The sequence below is a fragment of the Leptospira tipperaryensis genome, assembly GCF_001729245.1.
GTDB classification, from domain to species: domain Bacteria; phylum Spirochaetota; class Leptospiria; order Leptospirales; family Leptospiraceae; genus Leptospira; species Leptospira tipperaryensis.
The window spans coordinates 2,291,369-2,310,345 of record NZ_CP015217.1; the positions used below are offsets into that span (position 1 = coordinate 2,291,369).

The following is an 18,977-nucleotide window of genomic DNA, read 5'->3' on the forward strand; positions in this document are numbered from 1 at the left end:
TGAAATGTTTAACAAGTACTAAATCCTTCGGACGTTTCCTCTCAGGAGAATTAAACTTTTTTATGTTGCCTTAAGGGTTTATTGGAAAATTCTAAACGAAACCCCGGACAAAACCGGTCTAAAGATTCTTTTTTTCTAAACGTGAGAGTAAAAACTTCTGTATTTATGAGACTAAATATCCGATACGTTTCATTCTCTTTTTTCCTCTTCTCTTTTCTTTTCTGCTCTTCCAGCGAGGATATGATCTGGGACGCAAGAGATTCCCTTTCTAAGGGAAATACGGCCGAGGCGATGCGCCTCTACGAACTCGTTCTAAAAAAAAATCCGAGTCATCTTGAGGCAAATCGCACTCTGGGAATGATTCTCGCGGACAGCGGCCTTGCTCTCAATTCGGCGGCATTTTATCTGGAAAAAGCCGAGGCCGTTCTACCGGGAGATTCTTCCCTATTACTCTATCTCTTAGAAATCCATTTACAAGAAAAAGATAAGGATAAGGTGAAGGGAATCCTGGAAAAATTCTCAAAAGCAAAAGATAGGGACATGGAAGCTTATGCAATATTTTTAAAAGATTGCCTTTTGGATCGAAAAAAAAATCTCTCGGAGTTCAACCGACTTCGAAACAGCGGAATTCCGGCCCTTCTTCCACCCGCGAGAAGAATGTTTTTAAAATGTGAAGTTTCAGTTTATACGATTCCCTCTCCATGAAATCATTTCCGTATCTTAAAATAGTTATTCTTCTGATCGTCTGTGTATTGTTAGGTGAAGTTCTCATGAGAATGTTTCCTCCGTCCGGTCTCGTCTATAGACTCAGGGACAAACAGGTGCATTGTATCGAAGAAAGGGAGATTCCCGAAATTCTTCTCTGTAGGAATTCGGATACGATTCTTCCCCATCCGGCGGGTTTTACGTTTCGTGTTCGTGTAAACTCGGACGCGGAAAGAATCGTCTCGGAAGAAAAAATCATCCCTGGATCCAAACCCGAAGTCTGGTTGATGGGTGATTCGATTGCTTACGGCTTTGGACAAAACGATGAAGATACAATCGCTTGGAAATTGCAAGGCGCTCTGAAAGAAAAAGGAATCCAGGTGAGAAATCTGGGAGTTGATTCTCTCGGCACCGGAGGAATCCAAAGAAGAATGGAGAGAACTCTCGGCTGCGAGGATTCTTCCTTGGAAAAAGGTTGTCATCCTCCGAAGGCCGCGTTCTGGATCTATCACCCTTCCGATTTACAGGACGTTCACAGAGAATTCTATCTTCGAAATTCCTTTTCCGGAAGAATGTTATTTCGAGGTTCGGTTTTTTTATCCAGATACAGCGCACTCTACAATTATTCTAAGATTCAGAGCGAGAATCGAAGACTGGAGAAGTTACGCGCTCTTGGTCCCGAGGTTATTCCCGAAACGCTTTCCGATTATTCGGACGATCATCCTTCCTTCAAAGAGATGCGAAAGTTTTTCGAGGCCTGTAAGAAGGAAAAAATTCTTCTCACCGTTTTACTTTATCCGAATGGAACACATTCTCTGACTCCTCTTCCATCTACGCCGCTTTTAGATCAGATCGGTAGGATCGCGAAAGAAGAAGGGATTCCCGTTTTGGACACAAGGCCCGATTTTTTAAGATCTTACAACGAGAAGAAAACGGACTTCTATCTCAAAAACGACGGTCATCCGAACGCGGTAGCCGCTGAGTTGATCGCAAAGCGGATCTTAGAAAGAATCAAATAAGAAAGTTTTTTGGATTTTTTTATTAGAAACTGATGTTTCTGAAATCTGCCCTGGAACCGTTTTAGGTATGGGCGTATTATTGATCCATTCCGGACCTCCTATCCAATCGACTCTTCAAGAAAATCAAACGAACGTCGTCACTCTGTTGATACCGGAATCGACTTTGTTACTTTATTCCGAAAAAGAGGGACGAAACCTTCCCAAAAGAATACCTTATCTTTTAAGACGTTATGCGAAATTCTTAACCGCCAGCCCAAGGCTGGGTAAGAATGCAGGTAATACGTTGTATCAGAATGCCTGCGGTTTGAAAAAGATGAAAAGAAGGAATGTCCGGATAGGCACTGGGAGCTGGGCTTTGCTAGGAGCTCTTGCACAAGCCCATGGAGTATCCCGTTGTTTTCTTTTTAATTATCTGCTGTGGTTGGATCGGGCCGAAGTTGGGGATTCTATTGTGAGAACGATGAATGAGGGAGGTCCTACATTTCACGAGAATTACAGTTATATCCTCCACCTCGATCTTCTCAAAAATAAAATTTCACGCATACTCAAATGCGTTCCCGAAGACTATTTTTATGTTTTAGATTATCGAGACTGGTTTCCTTCCTAAATTCATATAAAAAAAATTGAATATTATCTTAGATCCGATTCATCCTTAAACACAAGGAGGGAATCTTACGCCTATTCATCTCGATTTCTTTTGAAAGAAACGAGATCGGGTTAGAATTGAAAGTAAAGGAAAGGTTGGCTCACCGTAACGCTATAAAGAATAAACCCGACCAACACCATCATCCCCGAAAGAGGATAGACGACCCAAGGTTCGTCTTGGATTTTTTCCATCCAAGCCTGTCTCTTCTCTTGTAGATAGTCCGAGCCAAACAAAACCAGAACCGCCAGTAAAACCGCAACCGGGATTCTCAAACTCTGGCCGCTCTCAAAAGAGAAACTCCGCTTCACGATCGCAAAGGCAAGATCCAAACTAGTCTCATATCCGTATTCAGGTGAAGGTTTTGCCCGAAAGAAAAACATAGAAAAGGAAAAGATAAAGAACGGATACGCATACTTGATCCATTCCGGAATCTTATCCCAACCTCGTTTGAGAATCGAAAAAGAAAAGATAAATCTTTCAAAGACCATCACGCTTGCGTGACAAGCTCCCCAAATAATAAAATTCCAATCGGCTCCGTGCCAGAGTCCGCTCACAAACGTCGTGATAAATACATTGAAATACGCACGAAGAACACTCACTCGATTTCCGCCGAGAGAAATGTAAATATAATCGCGAAGCCAAGAAGAAAAGGATATATGCCATCTCCTCCAAAACTCGGTTACTGTCTGAGAAAGAAAGGGTCTCGTAAAGTTTTCCGGAATTCTATAACCCATAATTCTTCCGGTTCCGATCGCGACATCCGAATAGCCGGAGAAGTCACAATAGATCTGAAAGGAAAACAGGAAAGAAGTGATCAATAAAGAAAGTGAATCGTAAGCTCCTGGATTTGTAAAAACGGGATCGACCGTCAAAGAAATCGGATCGGCCACAAAGGTTTTTTTAAAAAGTCCCCAGGCAAGTTGACGCACACCCGGAAGAAGATTTTCCTTTCTATAAGTATAATTCTCCAAAAACTGATGGAGCATATCCTGAGCGCGAATGATCGGACCAGCCACAAGCTGAGGAAAAAAGGAAAGAAAGAGCGCGAACTGAAAAAGACTTCTCGCTTGTGGAACCGTTCCGCGATAGACGTCCACCGCATAAGAAATCGCTTGCAGAGTAAAAAATGAAATTCCCATCGGAAGCATCGCCCCCGTAAGAGAAACATACATCGGATCGCAAGGCGCGGAGTTCGTAAATACGTTCCAAGCGTGCAAAGAGAAATCCATGTATTTGAACATATACAATAAGAGCAGGTTTCCCCAAACCGCGACGTTCAAATAGGTAAGTTTCCAAAACTTGGAAGTTGTAGATTCCATTCCCTTTACGGCAAAGTATGTTAAAACAATCGAATATATTAAAAGTAGAATGAATGGAATCTTAAAGATCGCGTAAAAATACAAACTCGCGACCAAAAGCCAAAATCTCTGAAATCTAGCGGGAAGCCAAAAATATACAAGAATGACTACGGGAGCAAAAATGAGATATTGAACCGAGTTAAAGAGCATTCTTTTCTAATTCCTTGAGTTGTTTTACAACCGCTCTTTTCGCCCAGTTGTTCCCCGGAACGGTTAGATGCCCGTCTTCCGGAATAAAATAATCGCGGATCCCGGAGAATTTTTTTCCTCTCGGAGTATCGATCACTTCTCCGCACATCTCGGAAGTTTCTCTCCGAAGTTTGAGTGTGGGAACTCCTCTTTTTTCGAAATAACCGGCCGCGCGAAGCGCGTAGTTTTCCAGAGGATGATACTTCCCTTGATTTCTACAAAAAATCTCTTCCACCTGTATCGGCATCAAAACTACGATCAAACGAATTCCCTGAGAGCGGGTATATTCAATCATTTCATCATAGGCTCTTTGTGTAATCTTAGGAAGTGGTTCTAAAGAATTTAGAGCAGGTTCCCCGTCCTGACAGGAAAAATAATCCGGGATCGCTTCGGGACAAAATTGTTTTTTGTATTCTTCCTGCGACATCGTTCCCGGCGTAGGAACTACAACTACTACATTCTTCTTTTCTAATGTTTCTAAAGAAGAATCGGGAGCGCAGTTTTCTTTTGGCGAAGTTCGAAAAAAAGAATACTTCATGTAACGGACCGGAGTTTGATCCGGAGTTGATTCCGAAGAAAGTCCTGTGGAATTCCATTCCGTCCTTAACTTAAAGGAAGTAAATGCGTATTGAACCTTGAGCTGTTCAAGCGCGAGTTTTAACGCCTGTAAGGTGTAGGAAGCACGGGAAAGTTCGAACTGAATCTGAAAGTTTCTATTGAAAGACGGATCCTTATCTCGGATCTCATCCACTTCGTCGTCGGAAAGCATTCCTTTCGCTCGAAGTTCTTCCGGAATCGTAAAGTCGTTTGCGGAAACAAAGAAAAGAACCTCTTTGAGATTCTTTAACTTCGGTGCCATGTCCTTCAATCTTCGAACCGCGCCCAAAGAACCGTAGGCATCTACCGCCAAATTCATCGATTGTCTTGGGCCGCCTCTTAGTTCGATTCCATTCAATTGATTGCAAAACGTATCCTCGTCTCCGACTCCAAAACCCATCACAAGACTGTCTCCAAGACAAGCGAGCTTTGATTTTTCCGGGTCCGGTTCTTCTAAACCTCTCATTCCCAGAGAATTGGTTCGAAACCTTCCCTCCCATTTCCCCGCAAAGTGACGGATGTAAATGTCTTTGTTCGGAGCAAGATCCACGTAATAAATCGGATTGTATCGGTGTAAGACCTTTTGATCTCGATAATACTGAAGAGAAGGAGCTTGGAGAACATTGAGAAGAATCTCGGTTCCTAAAAAGATGATGACGAAGAAGGCAAGCACGCGTCCTGCCAAGGAGAAGGATCCTTTCATGGATAGAGGAAAGGTTGGAATATAAGGGTTCACTGGCAAGCGAATTCTCCCTTTTTCACCTCCTTCGCGAAGTTCGAATCTTCTTCCTTGGTTGAAAAATACAGAAAATTCTCTGTCAAAAAGAGGACCTACTTTACAACATGGGAGTCTAAAAAAAGATCAAGTTTAGAATCATTCTAATTCGAGGAAATCATGGCCCACAAAATCGTCATCATTGGATCCGGACCCGCAGGTCACACAGCAGCAATCTACGCCGCAAGAGCAAATCTAAACCCCGTTATGTACGAAGGTTTTATGGCCGGGGGAATCGCGGCCGGAGGACAACTTACGACAACGACCGAAGTGGAAAACTTTCCGGGTTTTCCGGAAGGAATCGACGGGACAAAGTTGACTGAGCTCTTTCGAGAACAATCCGTTAAATACGGAACGAAAATTTTTACGCAGACGATCACGAAAGTGGATTTCTCTTCCCGACCTTTCAAACTTTGGTCCGACGACGAACTGATCGAAGCGGAAGCCGTGATCATCGCAACGGGCGCGACCGCAAAAAGAATGCACGTGAACGGAGAAGACACCTATTGGCAGAGAGGAATTTCTGCGTGCGCCGTCTGCGACGGCGCCCTTCCGATTTATAGAAACAAGGAACTCGTCGTTGTCGGCGGCGGAGATTCTGCGGTGGAAGAAGCTTCGCATCTAACCAAGTTTGCTTCCAAGGTTTATCTGGTTCACAGAAGAGATTCTTTACGCGCTTCTAAGATCATGCAAAAAAGAGCGACCACGCACCCGAAGATCGAAATCCTCTGGAATTCTCAAGTGGAAGAAGCCAAAGGTGATGGTAAGAATCTAACGTCTCTTACTTTGCAAGATACCGTGAATGGACAAAAAAAAGAACTCGCGGTCGGTGGTCTTTTTTACGCAATCGGACACAAACCGAATACGGACATCTTTGAAGGGATCTTAGATCTCGACGAAAGCGGTTATATCAAAACCGTTCCGGGAACTACTAAGACGAGCATCGAAGGCGTCTTTGCTGCAGGTGACGTTCAAGACAAAGTCTATCGTCAAGCGGTCTCTGCGGCTGGTTCCGGTTGTATGGCGGCCCTCGACGCAGAACGTTGGCTGGAATCCAGGGAAGAATAAAACCTCGACTCGCATCTTCGATGTTAGCCGGGTAAACTCGTAAATTTTATTAGGCAGGGCTCAATGGATTGCATTTTGCAATCTTGCGAGAAACGATAGATCAGGGATTCTCTACGAGAGTCCCTCTTCCATTTCGAATATCATAAATATAGAATGTAGTTTCCGGAAGTTTAACGGTTGAGGATTTCTTCTTTTTAGGTTCTTCTTTTTCTTCTTCCAAGGAAACAATCATCACCAATCTTTCTTTACCGGAAGAAGGAAGAATTTTTTGCAAAGAATATTTTCGAGGAAGAACTCCTACGAGAGTCGCACCATTCGGATTGTAGACAAAGACCTGCTTACGGTCTCTCTGATTTAAGAAGCCGTCTTTATTTGTATCTTCCGTCATCCCGATCAAAATCAAATTTTTTCCGGTCGTGATTCCCGAAGCGAGAACGGAATCCAATTCCGATTCTTCCGTTGTTTCTCCGGCTCCGACTTCTTTTTCTTTGTCAGTTCCGGTAAAATAATCCCAAATATAAACGTTTCGATTGAAGAGTTTACGGGGTTTTCCAGATTCTAAATCGATCACCGTAAGATTGCGCGCGTGGTTGAGGGTCTTTCTGTGACCGGCAACGGTTTCTCTGGAAAGTTCAAATGGATAGAATAAAAAACGATCCCAAAGTACAACCGAATGATTTAAGAGATCGGGGCTCCGATCGGCGGGAGTCAAAGGTTCTTCTTTGGTGGAACCCGGTTCCACCAATTCCACGCCTCGATCTAAAATGAACCAGCTCTTTGACAGTGTAAAAACGAGAATCCCAACGACGATGATTCCAAACGCATATACACCCAGCCGGATTTTTTCCATGAGTAGAAAAAAGCCCGGGAAAAGACGAGGTCAATGAAAAAAAGAAATCATATTGGAACAATCAAAGATTACGCTCTGCATCTTTGGCGCATTTCGCTCTCTATGGATCGCGAAATAGGTCAATGAAAAAAAGAAATCATTTTGCTTCCAGAGCGTAGGATCGTTCCGGAACGATCAGATACGAAGAAATTTCTCCTGTGTCGACTCTGAGACGAGTGTTCTGGTTAAACGTATCCAAAATCATCTTTCCGTCCCGAACAAAGTTGTAGAGATAATTTCCGGATTTCATCTTCTTGATCAGAGTAAAGACCCCGTCCCTTTCTTTTTTGAGAATATCCTGCTCCGGATCCCAATGATTGAAATCTCCTACAAGAGTAATCATCTCAGCCTCGGGAGCGTAGATTCTAAACTCAACGGTTCTGTATTCCAATTCTTCATAGGGAGAATCTTCTAAAATTCTCGTGGTCACGTGTTTGTCCGGTCCGGAAGGGATCGCGATGAGTCTCGAAACCAACGAGCCATCTCCGTCTTCCGTCGAATCGGGGTTAGACGGATCATGAGTAAAAAGACCGTCCACTCTGAATTTGTATTCTAAGACCTTGAGTTCTTCTCGAATCGTGTCTTTGCTTTCTGGATCGTAGACTGTGTAAAAAATTCCGTGATCGTTCTTTTTGAGAGGAAGACATCTCCAAAGAGAAAAGTTTCCACAAACGGAAACGTCTTCGTTTTCGATTCCTTCAAAGGTAAAAAGAATACCTCGATTGAGAAGTCTTCCCGTTTCCAAGGAAAGAGAAGAATCGATATAACGGATATATCTCGGCGCCACCGGCCTTTTTAGTTTTTCCATCTGCCAGTAATAGTAGATCTTTTCTTTTTCCACCGGTTCTAAAAAGTCTTCGTAGTCCTCGGAAGAAAAAGAGCCAATCCAATTTCCGGCGTCATCGGCGCCGATCGCAACGGTAATAGTAAGAAGTAGAGCAAGGAGGAATATTTTTGTCTTAGGAAATGATTTCATTCTGAATAAAGATTCGATCGGTTTCGCGAAAAGCATAAGGCAAATCTGGAAATTCGCTTCCAAAGAGAAGAATGGAGTATGGAATCGGACATAAGTCCGAAATGAAGCTCGAAAGAAGATCTCTTTTCGAGAGTGGAAACCCGATTCTTCCCGAAACGAAAGTTCCGTTGTGAGAACAAGAACGTGTCTTTGTAGGAGCTCTAACAAAATCGGATTCGATAAAGGTGGGATTCTCATCTCAAGAAGGCACCCAATTCTTCGTCCAAAAAGAGGAGGAAAGAAAATCGAACTCGTTTTTATCGTTACCTTTCCTTTTTCCTCTTTGCCCGGAAGAGTTTTTTCATTGGAGAATTTCGAAGGATTCCGATAGTATTTAGCAGGATATCATGGCAGAGGCGAATTCTACCCCACTCAAGGAAGCAGAATTAGAACAAATACGTTCTATTCTCCAACCTCTTTCCAAGAATCCGGATATCTCGGAAGAGCTCAATCCTATGCTCTCCGTCTTTCGTGAAAAGATGGGTTACGGAAGTCCAGTTTCCTCCGACGACGAGGAAGAAGATACAACCCCAGCACCTTCCTCCGACTCCGAAAATTTTGACGATGACGACGAAGACGGTGTAGAACCTCCTACACTGGAAAGACCCAAATCCAAGATCATCGAAGACGATGATATCGATTTAGACGAACTCTTATCAGAACCTTCTCAAACTCCTCCTCCTCCTACAGACGACGACTTTGACGTCGCTCCTTCTTCCGATTCGGGAGAAGCCGATCCATTTGCTGATTTTGGAATGGATTCCGAACCGACTCCGGCTGCAAGTTCGGACGAAGAGGATCCGTTTGGCGACTTAGGGCTTCCTCCGGAAACGACACCTTCTTCGAGCGACGATTTTTCCTTTGGAGAAGAGGAAACTCCGACAAGCCCAGATTCTGCCGATCCGTTCGCCGACCTCGATGAGATGACTAGCGAGACTACCCCCGAAGCAGATCCATTTGCCGGGTTGGGTGGTGATACTTCGGAAGCGGATCCATTTGGTGAAAGCGATTTTGGAGCTCCTCCCGTTTCCGACGACGCGGATCCTTTTGCAGGAATGGACTCTTTTACTTCCACACCGGAATCGGGCACTGAAGAAGTCGATCCCTTTGCGGATCTCGGCGGCTCTGGTTTAGAAACTCCGGACGCGGGTGATGATTTTGGACTGTCCTCACCGGAACCCGCTGGAAGCGGAGATTCTTTTGACGATTTTATGTCCTCCTCTCCGGAGCAGAGCGGAGGAGACGATGATTTCTTTAGCCAACCCGCGGATGCGGGACCGTCCGCAGCGGAATCCGATCCATTCTCCGATTTCGGCGATTTAGGTTCTCCGGGACAAGACCCCTTCTCCGATCTCACTTCTTCGGCGACCGCATCCGAAGATCCTTTTGCGGATTTTGTGCCTTCCTCGGAAGAAGACACGTTATCCGACATCCCTGGTGGAGCGGACGCTTCTTTCGATTCGTTTAGTCCTGATCTGGATAGCGATTCCGGAAGCGAGGACTATGACTCCGGAAGTTCTTTCGGACTCGAAGCGGATCTCCAAGGACTGGCGAGCGAAGAAAAACAGGAAATCGATAAGGGACTCAAAGACGAAGAACTCGCCATCATTCAAAAAGAAATTCTTCGTTACCCGCCGGTTCTTCGCCGTGCGGTGATCGACGCGATCGTTCAGGATCGACTTACTCCGAGAGATCAAAAAGGTCTCTTAGAACTCATCAAGATCGAAAGTTCTCCCGATGAGATCGCGGACTTTCTTTCGGGAGTTTTGGGAGAAACGATTTCTCTTTCTCAGAGAGGAAGCGGTTTCTCTCGAGACGGGGTTCCGATCATCTCCACCGACCCTCTTTATACAAAAGAAGGTTTGCAGAGACAAAAAAAAGCGATTCGAAGAACCGTCTTCGGAATCGCGGCCGCAATTTTTCTCATTGTAGGCGGAACGTTTCTCTATAGAAATTTTATCATTCCGAATCAAGCCGCTCAGTATTACGAACAAGGTCTGACTCTTATCCGAGAAGCGGGCGCGTATCCAAAAAACAGCGACGTTCGCAAAAAGAAATTCTTCGAAGCGGAGGAAGCCTTTGCAAGAGGAGAAAACATTCTTCCGAACCATCTCAAATATTTGAATCTCTACGGAGTCGAATACACTCGAGTGGAAGAATACGATCGCGGTTTTGAAAAACTTTTTGGAAAGGTCAGTCCCGACTTCGGCGCGGGCGGAGAAGAATCCGCTTCCAACGCTTGGGACAAAAGAGAAAAAGTTCCGATCATCACTTTAGCGAAAGGCCAAGTCTGGGACAACGGAAAACTTCCGATCGCCGGAAAGATCGGCAATGAGAATCGGATGATTCTTCTCGCACAAGACGGAATTCAAAGAAAAATTCAGAAAGCCGGCGCTTATATCGTGATGCGTTTGGAAAAACAAATTCACGACAATGCTACTTATAAGAATTTAGGAAGATTTCATTCTTCCATCATGCCTTCTTTCACCGAATCGTCGTTAGGCGGTGGAAGATACAAAAACGACCAACTCGCGATCAATTTTTACAAACAAGTCTATACGGACGGAAACGAACCCTACGACGAAGAATCCACGGCGGGAATCGCAAAAATTTATTACAATCGAAGAGAATTTGGAAAGGCGGCTTCGTTTTACAACAAGATCGTGGAAATCGATCCTTCCAGCCCGGTCGGCGAAGGCGGCCTACTCTCCACTTATATCGAAATGTGGAAAGAAGACGGAAATCCTCAGTTCGTGATCAATCACCACAGACAGATCAAAAACAATTTAGACATAGAGAAAAAACTTTCTCTCTATGTTCTTTCCAAACTCGCTTCCTTTTACACTGATTTGAATAAGAAAGAATTAAGAATTCGTTATAATATCAATCCTGTTGATCAGGTTTCCGGAATGGAAGTAAACGACAACGCACTTGAAATCTTAGATCTGATCTATCACAAGACCGAAGAAGATTCCGTAACGGGAACAGAAAGAGACGGAGCCGACTACGCGGAAGGATACTATCAAAGGGGAAGATACTTTGCTTCCATTAAAGAATCGATTCAAGCGAGAAGATTTTTTGAAAAAGCCGCAACCCTCGATCCTGCTCACTACTTGGCCGCGACCGAACTTGCAGAGAACGCGATCCGTCTCGCAAACTTCGGAGAAGCCGACAAATTGTTAAACGAAGCGATCCATCGTTTTGAAAACTACAAACAAAGTTATGGAGCCAGAGAAGAAGACGAAACGCTGATCCAAGGAAACGTAGGAAGAATCTATTTCGACAAGGCGAGAATCCAATATCTCTCGGCCGCCGGAATCAATGAAAAAGATAAGATCACTGAATTCCCTGGAAGAAAGATCTATCCTTTCCGTGCAAGAACCGCAATGGATTCGGTTGCAAAGACAAGATCCATGGAATTGAAAAATTCTCTGGAAGGATTCTCCAAAGCGGAAGCCGTACAAACAGATGAAAACGAATTCACACTCATTCGAAGATGGAGAACCCCTCTTCCTGCGGGAATCCAAAGAGAACTTCGTTACTTCAAGGGCTGGGTGGATTATATGAGCGGCGACTTTGCGGCTTCTCTAAACGAATGGTCCGGGTTTGAAGACGAAGACGAATACAATCATTCTACCCTTCTCATGGGAAAAGCGAACGCGTTTTATTATACGGGTCAATACAAAGCAAGTCTTGGAAATTATCTGAAGGTTCAAGACGATATGGAAGAAAAACTTCTGAACATGGGACTTCCAAAACCGGATGATCCATATCACCAAGAAGTCTACCAGACCCTCGTCGCTGCTTATAACAATATCGGCGCGGTTTATGAAAAACAAGGAAACACGGCAGAAGCCCTGAAACACTACTGGAAGGCGATTGAAACCGCAAGAAAGATCAGCGAAGTTTCGGAAATCGCAATGTCCAATAAAGATCTTATGTTTAAAAAAGAAGCCATTGGACAAGATCCGCTCTTGGAAGACTGGCTCTCTCCCACCTTGGACAGCGTCAAAAAGTTAGTCAGAGAGTAAGAGTTCCTACACAAAACGAGTTTGTCTTATCAAGAACTCGGACCGAGAAAGTCATTTGAGTCCTTTGGAAAAGAAGAAGGCAATGACGTTCTCAATTCTGTTCTGTCAGATCGATTTTTGCCGAAAAAATTCAGAAATCGGAATCCAAATCCGCATCGAACAAAACGAACGAAAAAACATTAAGGATTAAGAATATTCAATTTTGACTGAGTATCCACTTTTTCCCGAATATTCTTTAGGAGCGTTTGGAAGCGGGAAGCGTCGCCGGAAGAAAAGAGCTGATTGGTAGTTTTTTCCCGGGAAGAAAAACTAAATGTAATTTCTTTCGCATTCAAAATTCGATCCACGAGCTCCGTAGGAATCAAAGAAGAAATCCGCATCGAATCCGAATAATCCGTTCCGACCTTGCGTAAGTTGTACCAAGTCCCATCCAACTTGAGAGAAACTCCGATCGGAAAACTGACCTCGAAAGAACTGAGATAATAATCTAAAAAAAGAGATTTCTCTCCGCTGGAATTCTTAAAAACTCCCCGAAAGTTCATCGATTTGGTGTCGCCTTGAGAACAAAAAAGATGAAAACCCGGACAGAGAGGCTCCGAATGAAAAAGGACCTGTTCAAGCGCCGGCTCCGGGGTCTGAAGAACGCTCGTAGAAGAACAAGAAATACCAGTGAACAATATGACGCAGAAAATAAAAGAAGAGATTTGAATCTTCAAAGGGGCCCCCGAGGGAATTTTCCCCAGTTTTTCTTAGGGAGCTACGTTTTGAAAGAAAATTCCAGAAGAATCCCAGACTCCCGCTCGTTGTAAGACATCCTACAAACCCCGAAAAAATCCCTTCCAATCGAGGAAAACCCGAAAAAGGCTTCCTAGGTTTGTGGAGGAAAAATTCAATTTTCAGAGAAGCGCACCCTTGAAACCCTGGTAGGTACTTATGATTTCATTTCCAAAAGATAAGATCAATGTCCTCCTCCTCGAAAACGTCCATCAAGACGCTTTCAATATGTTCAAAAATGACGGCTTTAACGTCCGTCTCCTTCCCGGGGCCTTTACGGAAAAGGAACTCTTAAACGAAATCGAAAACATCCACGTCCTCGGAATTCGAAGTAAAACTAACGTGACCGCGCCGGTGCTCGAAAAAGCAAAACGCCTTCTTACGATCGGCTGTTTTTGCATCGGGACCAATCAGGTCGATCTCCTCGGAGCGGAAAAAAAAGGGATCCCTGTTTTCAACGCCCCGTATTCCAACACAAGGTCCGTGGCGGAACTCGTGATCTCCGAAGTGATCATGCTCGCGAGAAGAATTCCCGATCATATTCGCAATACTCATTCCGGAATCTGGAACAAAATTTCTAAGAATTGTTTCGAGGTCCGAGGTAAAACCTTGGGAATCGTAGGATACGGACATATCGGAAGTCAGGTTTCAGTCCTCGCGGAAGCGATGGGAATGAAGGTGATCTACTATGATATTCAGACGGTTCTTCCTCTTGGAAACGCGATGCCGGCCAACAGTTATCAAGAACTTCTGAGAAACTCGGACTTTATCTCTTTCCACGTTCCGGAAACGGCGGAGACCACAAATCTCTATGGAAAAAAAGAAATCGAAGTAACAAAGAAAGGCGCTTATATGATCAATCTTTCCCGAGGAAAGGTTGTGGATTTAGAAGCCCTCGCGGAAGCGATCAAGGCCGGACATATCGCCGGAGCCGGAATCGACGTCTTCCCGGAAGAACCCGAGTCCAATAACGATCCATTCCTAACTCCGATGCAAAACCTGCCTAACGTGATCTTAACTCCTCATATCGGCGGAAGCACGGAAGAAGCTCAAAGAAATATCGGTTCCGAAGTTGCAAGCAAGCTCGTGAAATTTGTAAACAACGGTTCTACGACATTCTCCGTAAATTTTCCGAATCTGGAAATCACGTCTCTTCCTTCCGGACAATATAGAATTTTAAACGTTCACAAAAACCAACCCGGGTTTTTGAAAGATATCAACTCCATGGTTTCCGAAATCGGAGCCAATATCAGTTCTCAACACTTAGGTACCAGCGCCGAGATCGGATATCTTTCCATGGTAATAGACAAATCCGTCGGAGACGAACTGAAAGAAAAAATCGAAAAACACCCTTTTTCGATCAAAACCCGGATTCTTTACTGAACAAAATGCCTTACGTAAAAGCAATTTGCCAGAAAGAAAATATAATGGAAATGTAATATAAAATTCATAGTCCCTAAGAAAGAATTTTTTGAATTTTACTTGCTTTAATTTGGAGGGATTCCTTACTATTGTGCTATGCACTATAACAGAATTCCCAACACGATTACCGTATATCTGAGCGAACTGGCCGATCAGAGTCTTCGGCTGGCTGAGAATATTCTGAAAGGTCTGCTTCATAGAACCGATTCTCCAATTGAACCGGGAACGGTTTTAGAACTCAAACTCGGAACAATCAGTCTTTCCGGAGCGATTCAGATTCCTGTAAAGGTCATTCGTTGCGAAAAGATTTCCGGATCGGAATACGATCTCTATATGAACTATACGGAAAGAGATTTTAATAAGGTTCAAGAAATCGAAGACCTGATTCGAGATCTTTCTTAATCTTAAGAATCAAGAGCGTATAATGTTCTACAGAGAAAATCCTATCCACTTCAGGGAAAGTTTCTTTCTCTGAAGAATTTCATATGGAACATACGTATTCCTCGCGTTTTTTTCGAGAGTCCCGATCGTAAAGGCCGCTCCGTTAGAAATCACTGCTGAACTTCTTAGCCAAGGAAAAAATCCACCACTGATTGGAGAATGTCAGGTTTCAAACTTTCTTATCCGTAAGAGCTCCTACAAATCGATTTTTCCAATGACCGATCTTTCTTTTATCGTTTGTCCCGGCATCTCGAATCTTAGAATCACTACAATGACTTTAGGCTATTCGGTAAAATCCTCTGGTTTAAAAATCCAATTTCCCATTCTTAATAAAACTTACAGATTGAATTCTTTATAGAGGCGCGTTTACGATCCTTTCTTCCGATCCCTTTTTTATTTCCTCATAAGAACATGCAAAGAAACAAATATTCTATTTTGCTATTCCATTCGCACCGACGGTAGAATTCATTGGGAAACGTTCTCTTTTTAATCAATTTATTAATAGAACGAAGCTCCACTCGATTCTAAAAAGATTCGTTCGACGCTTGGGCTTCCAATTCATTCTTAGAAATCCTGTCAAAGAAGTTGTAAACTCTTACACTGCTCTTTTATAAAAACAAAATCAGAAGAGACAAGATTGCGAAAAAAATAAATCCTATAATCAAAATCGATATCGCCTAACACCTGATAGTTTTCATTTTCTTGCGTTCAAAAGGATTGCGATAATTTGAATTTCAAATTATTAAAAGTTTATAAAATGAAAGAATTCATCGGTCAGCGTTGACAAAACTTCGGTTTCCAAAGAAGTTATCAACTAAGATGAATCCCTTTCAATCCATGCCGGAAGTCAATTCTCCGGAATTCATACAGTATTTTCAGAGTCAGGATACATTCTCACGGAAACTTGGTTACAAAGCGCTGCAAGCAAGTCCCGGTAAGAGTGAATATGAAATCGAAGTAGACGAAACGTTTCACAATCCGGTCAAAATCGTTCACGGGGCCGCACTTTTTGCTGCGATGGATAGTTCCGCCGGAGCGGCGATGGCCGCCTGGATTAAGTCTTCCGGAAGAAAATGTAAGTTTATGGCGACTGGAACCGCCGAAATCAAATATCGAAAGAGCGTAACATCGGGAAAAATTAAGATTCTTAGCGAAATCACGGAACAAAAACGTTCCACGGTTCGTTTGATCTCGAAGTCGATCGATCAGGACGGTGACTTGGTAGCCGAGCTACTTTCTATCTGGGTCGTAAAGTTCGAAGACTAAAAAGCGAGTTCTTTTTAACAAAGATATTAAGCGAAGGAGGTATTTTTAAACCTCCTGCTCTCTTGTTACTTTAGAATTTTTGAATTTTCTAAAATTCTAAGCTACGAAAAACTCTGCACGGCTGATGCTCGCGAGTTCGACGGCGCTCGTGAGATTTTTTGTGGGAAAATAAACGATCTGTTCTCCGACCAATTTACGATTACGATCCAATTCCACGCGAGACCCGTCTTTCAGATGCAGGACGATGTCGATCCCGCGATAGTTAATGTATCTTTCTAACTGGCTCTTAAACTTTGCAGCTTGTTCTTGCATGGAAACTTCCTTAAAATTGTTGAAAGGATGTTCTAGGCCATGCAGGAAAGTACAAGCTTTTTTTTCTAAAGAGACAGAATTTTTTTATTCGGCACTGGGGGAAATCGTTTCCTGCAACGTCCAAGTAGTTCCGTTGTCCGCAGAAACGTATCGACGCATTGCATCACCTTCCTTGTTGCTAAACAAATGAAGTTTTTCTCCTCCCGCCATAGTTACAAAATGACCGAGAGAGGCCGTAAAACTCGGAGTCGGATCGGTATCGTAGTCCGGACTCGGAAGCGGGAAAGTACTTTGATCCACCTGAACCCAGTTTACTCCAAAGTCCATAGTCTTAAAAAGAAAATGTTTATAAAGACCCAGATTTGAAGTCGCGACTAAGGATAAATAAGAACCGTTGTTTCCGCGAACCAGAAATACTACGTCCGTATCCGCAATGCCCGAAGTCGAAATCACTTGTTGATTGGAATTTCCGGGAGAAACAAGGGATCCAAAGGACGTTAGATCACCCACAGTCGAGGTGATTCTAACCGAATTGTTCGTATGCTCTGTATAATGGGATATCGTTAAGTCCTGTTCGATATAGAAGTTTGAATTTCCTAAAAACGTATTGTAGGGCGCAGCCTTATAGTTCGACACAAGAGTAACCGGTGATACTCCAAAGGTCGCAATGGTTCCGTTTGTAGAATTGAACGAATAACTCGAGCCGGTGATCGTATCCAGACAATTTCCCACACTTCCATTGTTAACGACTAAAGAACAAAGAGTATTGATGGGAGCGGCGATCGTAACACGATTCGTAAAATCGCTATCCATGTTGTAACAAGTCGTAGTGCTCGCGCTAATCGGTTGTTCGCAAAAGACGATTTTTTCCGCGGCGCCAACGTTATAACTTCCCATTCCCACTATCTTTTCCCCCGCGATTACCGGAGAAAACTTAATGAAAGTTAGACGATTCCCCGCAATCGGCAAAACGGATCCAACCCAGTAGTAATAGTCCGGAGGGGTCGTCGGGTTCAAAACTTCGAAAAGGATAAAATACTTGTTACTCGTATTTGACGGAATGTATCCGAAACCGATCATATTCGCGTATTGATCTCCTACCATCGGCACATTTGTAGGAATGATATCCGTAGCACTTTCTTTCGCGATGATCAAATCGACGCGGTTTCTCGGATCATCGGTTCCGTCAAACGTCCGGCGAGAATAAGAAATATAAGTATCTAGATTAGCTTTTTTGAAAGCGTGATACTTACTTTGCATAAAATTCGTATAACCGAAAAGATTCACTCCCAAAAGACTTCGTACAATCCCGAGAATTCCATTCGGATCCAGAGCGTTCTCCTCGAACTTATAACACTGAGATTGAATGAGAATTAAAAGAATCAAAAGGAATCGTTTCATGATTTTACCCTATTAAAAAAACCAATTGTATTTTGCTTCGGCTCTCCAGCCGAAGGTTGAGTTGGAACTCGATTGCAAAGAGTTGAATTCTCTCATCGATTCCATCTGAAGCCCCTTTTTAAGAATGGAACCTTGCGGAGTCAGAGCCACCTCTTCCTCTTCCCAAGAAATTCCCGTATAATAAACGTGAGCGAGCTGAATCAGATAAAGGATCGCAGTCGCAGCTGAGATTTTTTGATAATCGTCTATTGCTTTCTTATAATCATCTCTTTTCCCGTTTGTAAGAATCTGACCCGCTAAAAGAGGACTGCTTCCTCCGAGGATCTGCGCGTTCAAACTTGCCTGGTCGTAATCCGCCTTGGTCTGGGTCACTTTTTGAGCGGAGCTATAAGTCGCGACGATCCCCGTCCAAAAAAGAGCCCCGTAAACATAGGCGGTTTTCTTTCTTTCCGCTTTGTAGTGCCCCCAACCGGGCAACAAAGCCGATCGCCAAACAAGACTCCAACGACTGCGATCTCCGGAATGAGGAACCTTGAAATCGGGCTTGGCAACAATCGCTTCCTCTTCGATTTGTTTTTTTTCATCGGCCGACTTGGCTTCTTTTAGTTTTTTTTCCTCTTCTTGACGAATCCGTTTCGCCTCTTCTTCGTTCACGTCCCGATAGACCACTTTTAAAATCGTCTTCTTTGAGATCGTCTTCACCGATCCGTCCGTTAGGCGAACCGTGATGTTCTTCTCGTTTTGCCCCGTCACATCCCCTTTGAGCGCGGTTCCGTTTTTGAGGAGAATCGTCTGGGCGCTCCAGAGAGACTGAGAAAAGAAAAAAAGAAATAAGAGAAGAAATGGGGAGTATATTAATTTTTTCAAAAGGATCTCCATTTTTTATAAAGGGAAAAAACGTATGATTTCACTGGTTAGAATTCAATTCTTGAAATCATATACGATTTTGATGTTTGATATCAATAACTTTTTGGAATTCTCCCGAGGATAATGCTCTGGCTCTAAAAAACGGTCGTGATCAAAGGTAAAGCAACCTGAAGAGCGACGATACAATTCCGTTGAAAATTAA

Annotated in this window: 15 protein-coding genes and 1 pseudogene; 8 read left to right on the forward strand and 8 right to left on the reverse strand. The window is 43.5% G+C overall.

Translation table 11 applies throughout. The features are described from left to right. Window positions 1-81: 81 nt before the first annotated feature. The 3 genes and pseudogenes from A0128_RS10840 to A0128_RS10850 form a co-directional block, all read left to right on the forward strand. Window positions 82-693, forward strand: a pseudogene (locus A0128_RS10840) (tetratricopeptide repeat protein); the annotation flags it as partial. Window positions 694-701: 8 nt separating this feature from the next. Next, on the forward strand, window positions 702-1,724 hold the full coding sequence (locus A0128_RS10845) for an LA_2486 family SGNH/GDSL-type esterase (RefSeq protein ID WP_069607529.1): 1,023 nt from the start codon (window positions 702-704) through the stop codon (window positions 1,722-1,724). A 67-nt stretch (window positions 1,725-1,791) separates the two neighbouring features. Continuing rightward, window positions 1,792-2,331 (forward strand): DUF1564 domain-containing protein, encoded by a 540-nt coding sequence (locus tag A0128_RS10850; protein ID WP_069607530.1) that lies wholly within the window; start codon window positions 1,792-1,794, stop codon window positions 2,329-2,331. A 110-nt stretch (window positions 2,332-2,441) separates the two neighbouring features. Here A0128_RS10850 and A0128_RS10855 read toward each other — a convergent pair whose 3' ends face one another. Both A0128_RS10855 and A0128_RS10860 read right to left on the reverse strand, forming a co-directional pair. Next, a complete protein-coding gene (locus A0128_RS10855; protein WP_069607531.1) occupies window positions 2,442-3,878 on the reverse strand; it encodes an MBOAT family O-acyltransferase in 1,437 nt (478 codons plus the stop codon). Beyond that, window positions 3,868-5,217 (reverse strand): LA_2490 family SGNH/GDSL-type esterase, encoded by a 1,350-nt coding sequence (locus tag A0128_RS10860; RefSeq protein ID WP_069609245.1) that lies wholly within the window; start codon window positions 5,215-5,217, stop codon window positions 3,868-3,870. Before A0128_RS10860 ends, A0128_RS10855 begins: the two co-directional genes overlap by 11 nt. Before the next feature lie 192 nt (window positions 5,218-5,409). Here A0128_RS10860 and trxB point away from each other — a divergent pair, with 192 nt between their 5' ends. Then, window positions 5,410-6,357 carry a thioredoxin-disulfide reductase gene (gene trxB / locus A0128_RS10865; RefSeq protein WP_069607532.1) on the forward strand — a complete coding sequence of 316 codons (948 nt, stop codon included), beginning with the start codon at window positions 5,410-5,412 and terminating at the stop codon, window positions 6,355-6,357. Between the two features lie 100 nt (window positions 6,358-6,457). Here the strand turns inward: trxB and A0128_RS10870 are convergent, their stop codons facing one another. Beyond that, entirely contained in the window at window positions 6,458-7,207 is a 750-nt protein-coding gene (locus tag A0128_RS10870) for a hypothetical protein (protein WP_069607533.1), read from the reverse strand. A 136-nt stretch (window positions 7,208-7,343) separates the two neighbouring features. Beyond that, window positions 7,344-8,258: an early set domain-containing protein gene (locus A0128_RS10875; protein ID WP_069607534.1), complete on the reverse strand. Its 915-nt coding sequence runs from the start codon at window positions 8,256-8,258 to the stop codon at window positions 7,344-7,346. 350 nt (window positions 8,259-8,608) lie between these two features. Here A0128_RS10875 and A0128_RS10885 point away from each other — a divergent pair, with 350 nt between their 5' ends. After that, window positions 8,609-12,292, forward strand: a complete 3,684-nt coding sequence (locus A0128_RS10885) for a hypothetical protein (protein ID WP_069607536.1) — start codon at window positions 8,609-8,611, stop codon at window positions 12,290-12,292. A gap of 179 nt (window positions 12,293-12,471) precedes the next feature. Here A0128_RS10885 and A0128_RS10890 read toward each other — a convergent pair whose 3' ends face one another. Further along, window positions 12,472-13,026: a hypothetical protein gene (locus A0128_RS10890; RefSeq protein WP_427854349.1), complete on the reverse strand. Its 555-nt coding sequence runs from the start codon at window positions 13,024-13,026 to the stop codon at window positions 12,472-12,474. 199 nt (window positions 13,027-13,225) lie between these two features. Here A0128_RS10890 and serA point away from each other — a divergent pair, with 199 nt between their 5' ends. From serA to A0128_RS10905, 3 genes are all read left to right on the forward strand, one after another. Then, window positions 13,226-14,449 carry a phosphoglycerate dehydrogenase gene (serA, locus tag A0128_RS10895; RefSeq protein WP_069607538.1) on the forward strand — a complete coding sequence of 408 codons (1,224 nt, stop codon included), beginning with the start codon at window positions 13,226-13,228 and terminating at the stop codon, window positions 14,447-14,449. Between the two features lie 135 nt (window positions 14,450-14,584). After that, a complete protein-coding gene (locus A0128_RS10900) occupies window positions 14,585-14,890 on the forward strand; it encodes a hypothetical protein (RefSeq protein WP_069607539.1) in 306 nt (101 codons plus the stop codon). 858 nt (window positions 14,891-15,748) lie between these two features. Continuing rightward, window positions 15,749-16,195, forward strand: a complete 447-nt coding sequence (locus tag A0128_RS10905; RefSeq protein ID WP_069607540.1) for a PaaI family thioesterase — start codon at window positions 15,749-15,751, stop codon at window positions 16,193-16,195. A gap of 96 nt (window positions 16,196-16,291) precedes the next feature. Here the strand turns inward: A0128_RS10905 and A0128_RS10910 are convergent, their stop codons facing one another. The 3 genes from A0128_RS10910 to A0128_RS10920 form a co-directional block, all read right to left on the reverse strand. Next, window positions 16,292-16,507 carry a hypothetical protein gene (locus A0128_RS10910; protein ID WP_069607541.1) on the reverse strand — a complete coding sequence of 72 codons (216 nt, stop codon included), beginning with the start codon at window positions 16,505-16,507 and terminating at the stop codon, window positions 16,292-16,294. 84 nt (window positions 16,508-16,591) lie between these two features. After that, entirely contained in the window at window positions 16,592-17,908 is a 1,317-nt protein-coding gene (locus A0128_RS10915) for an LIC11996 family lipoprotein (RefSeq protein WP_069607542.1), read from the reverse strand. A 12-nt stretch (window positions 17,909-17,920) separates the two neighbouring features. After that, window positions 17,921-18,787, reverse strand: a complete 867-nt coding sequence (locus tag A0128_RS10920; protein ID WP_069607543.1) for an LA_0442/LA_0875 N-terminal domain-containing protein — start codon at window positions 18,785-18,787, stop codon at window positions 17,921-17,923. Window positions 18,788-18,977 lie beyond the last annotated feature (190 nt).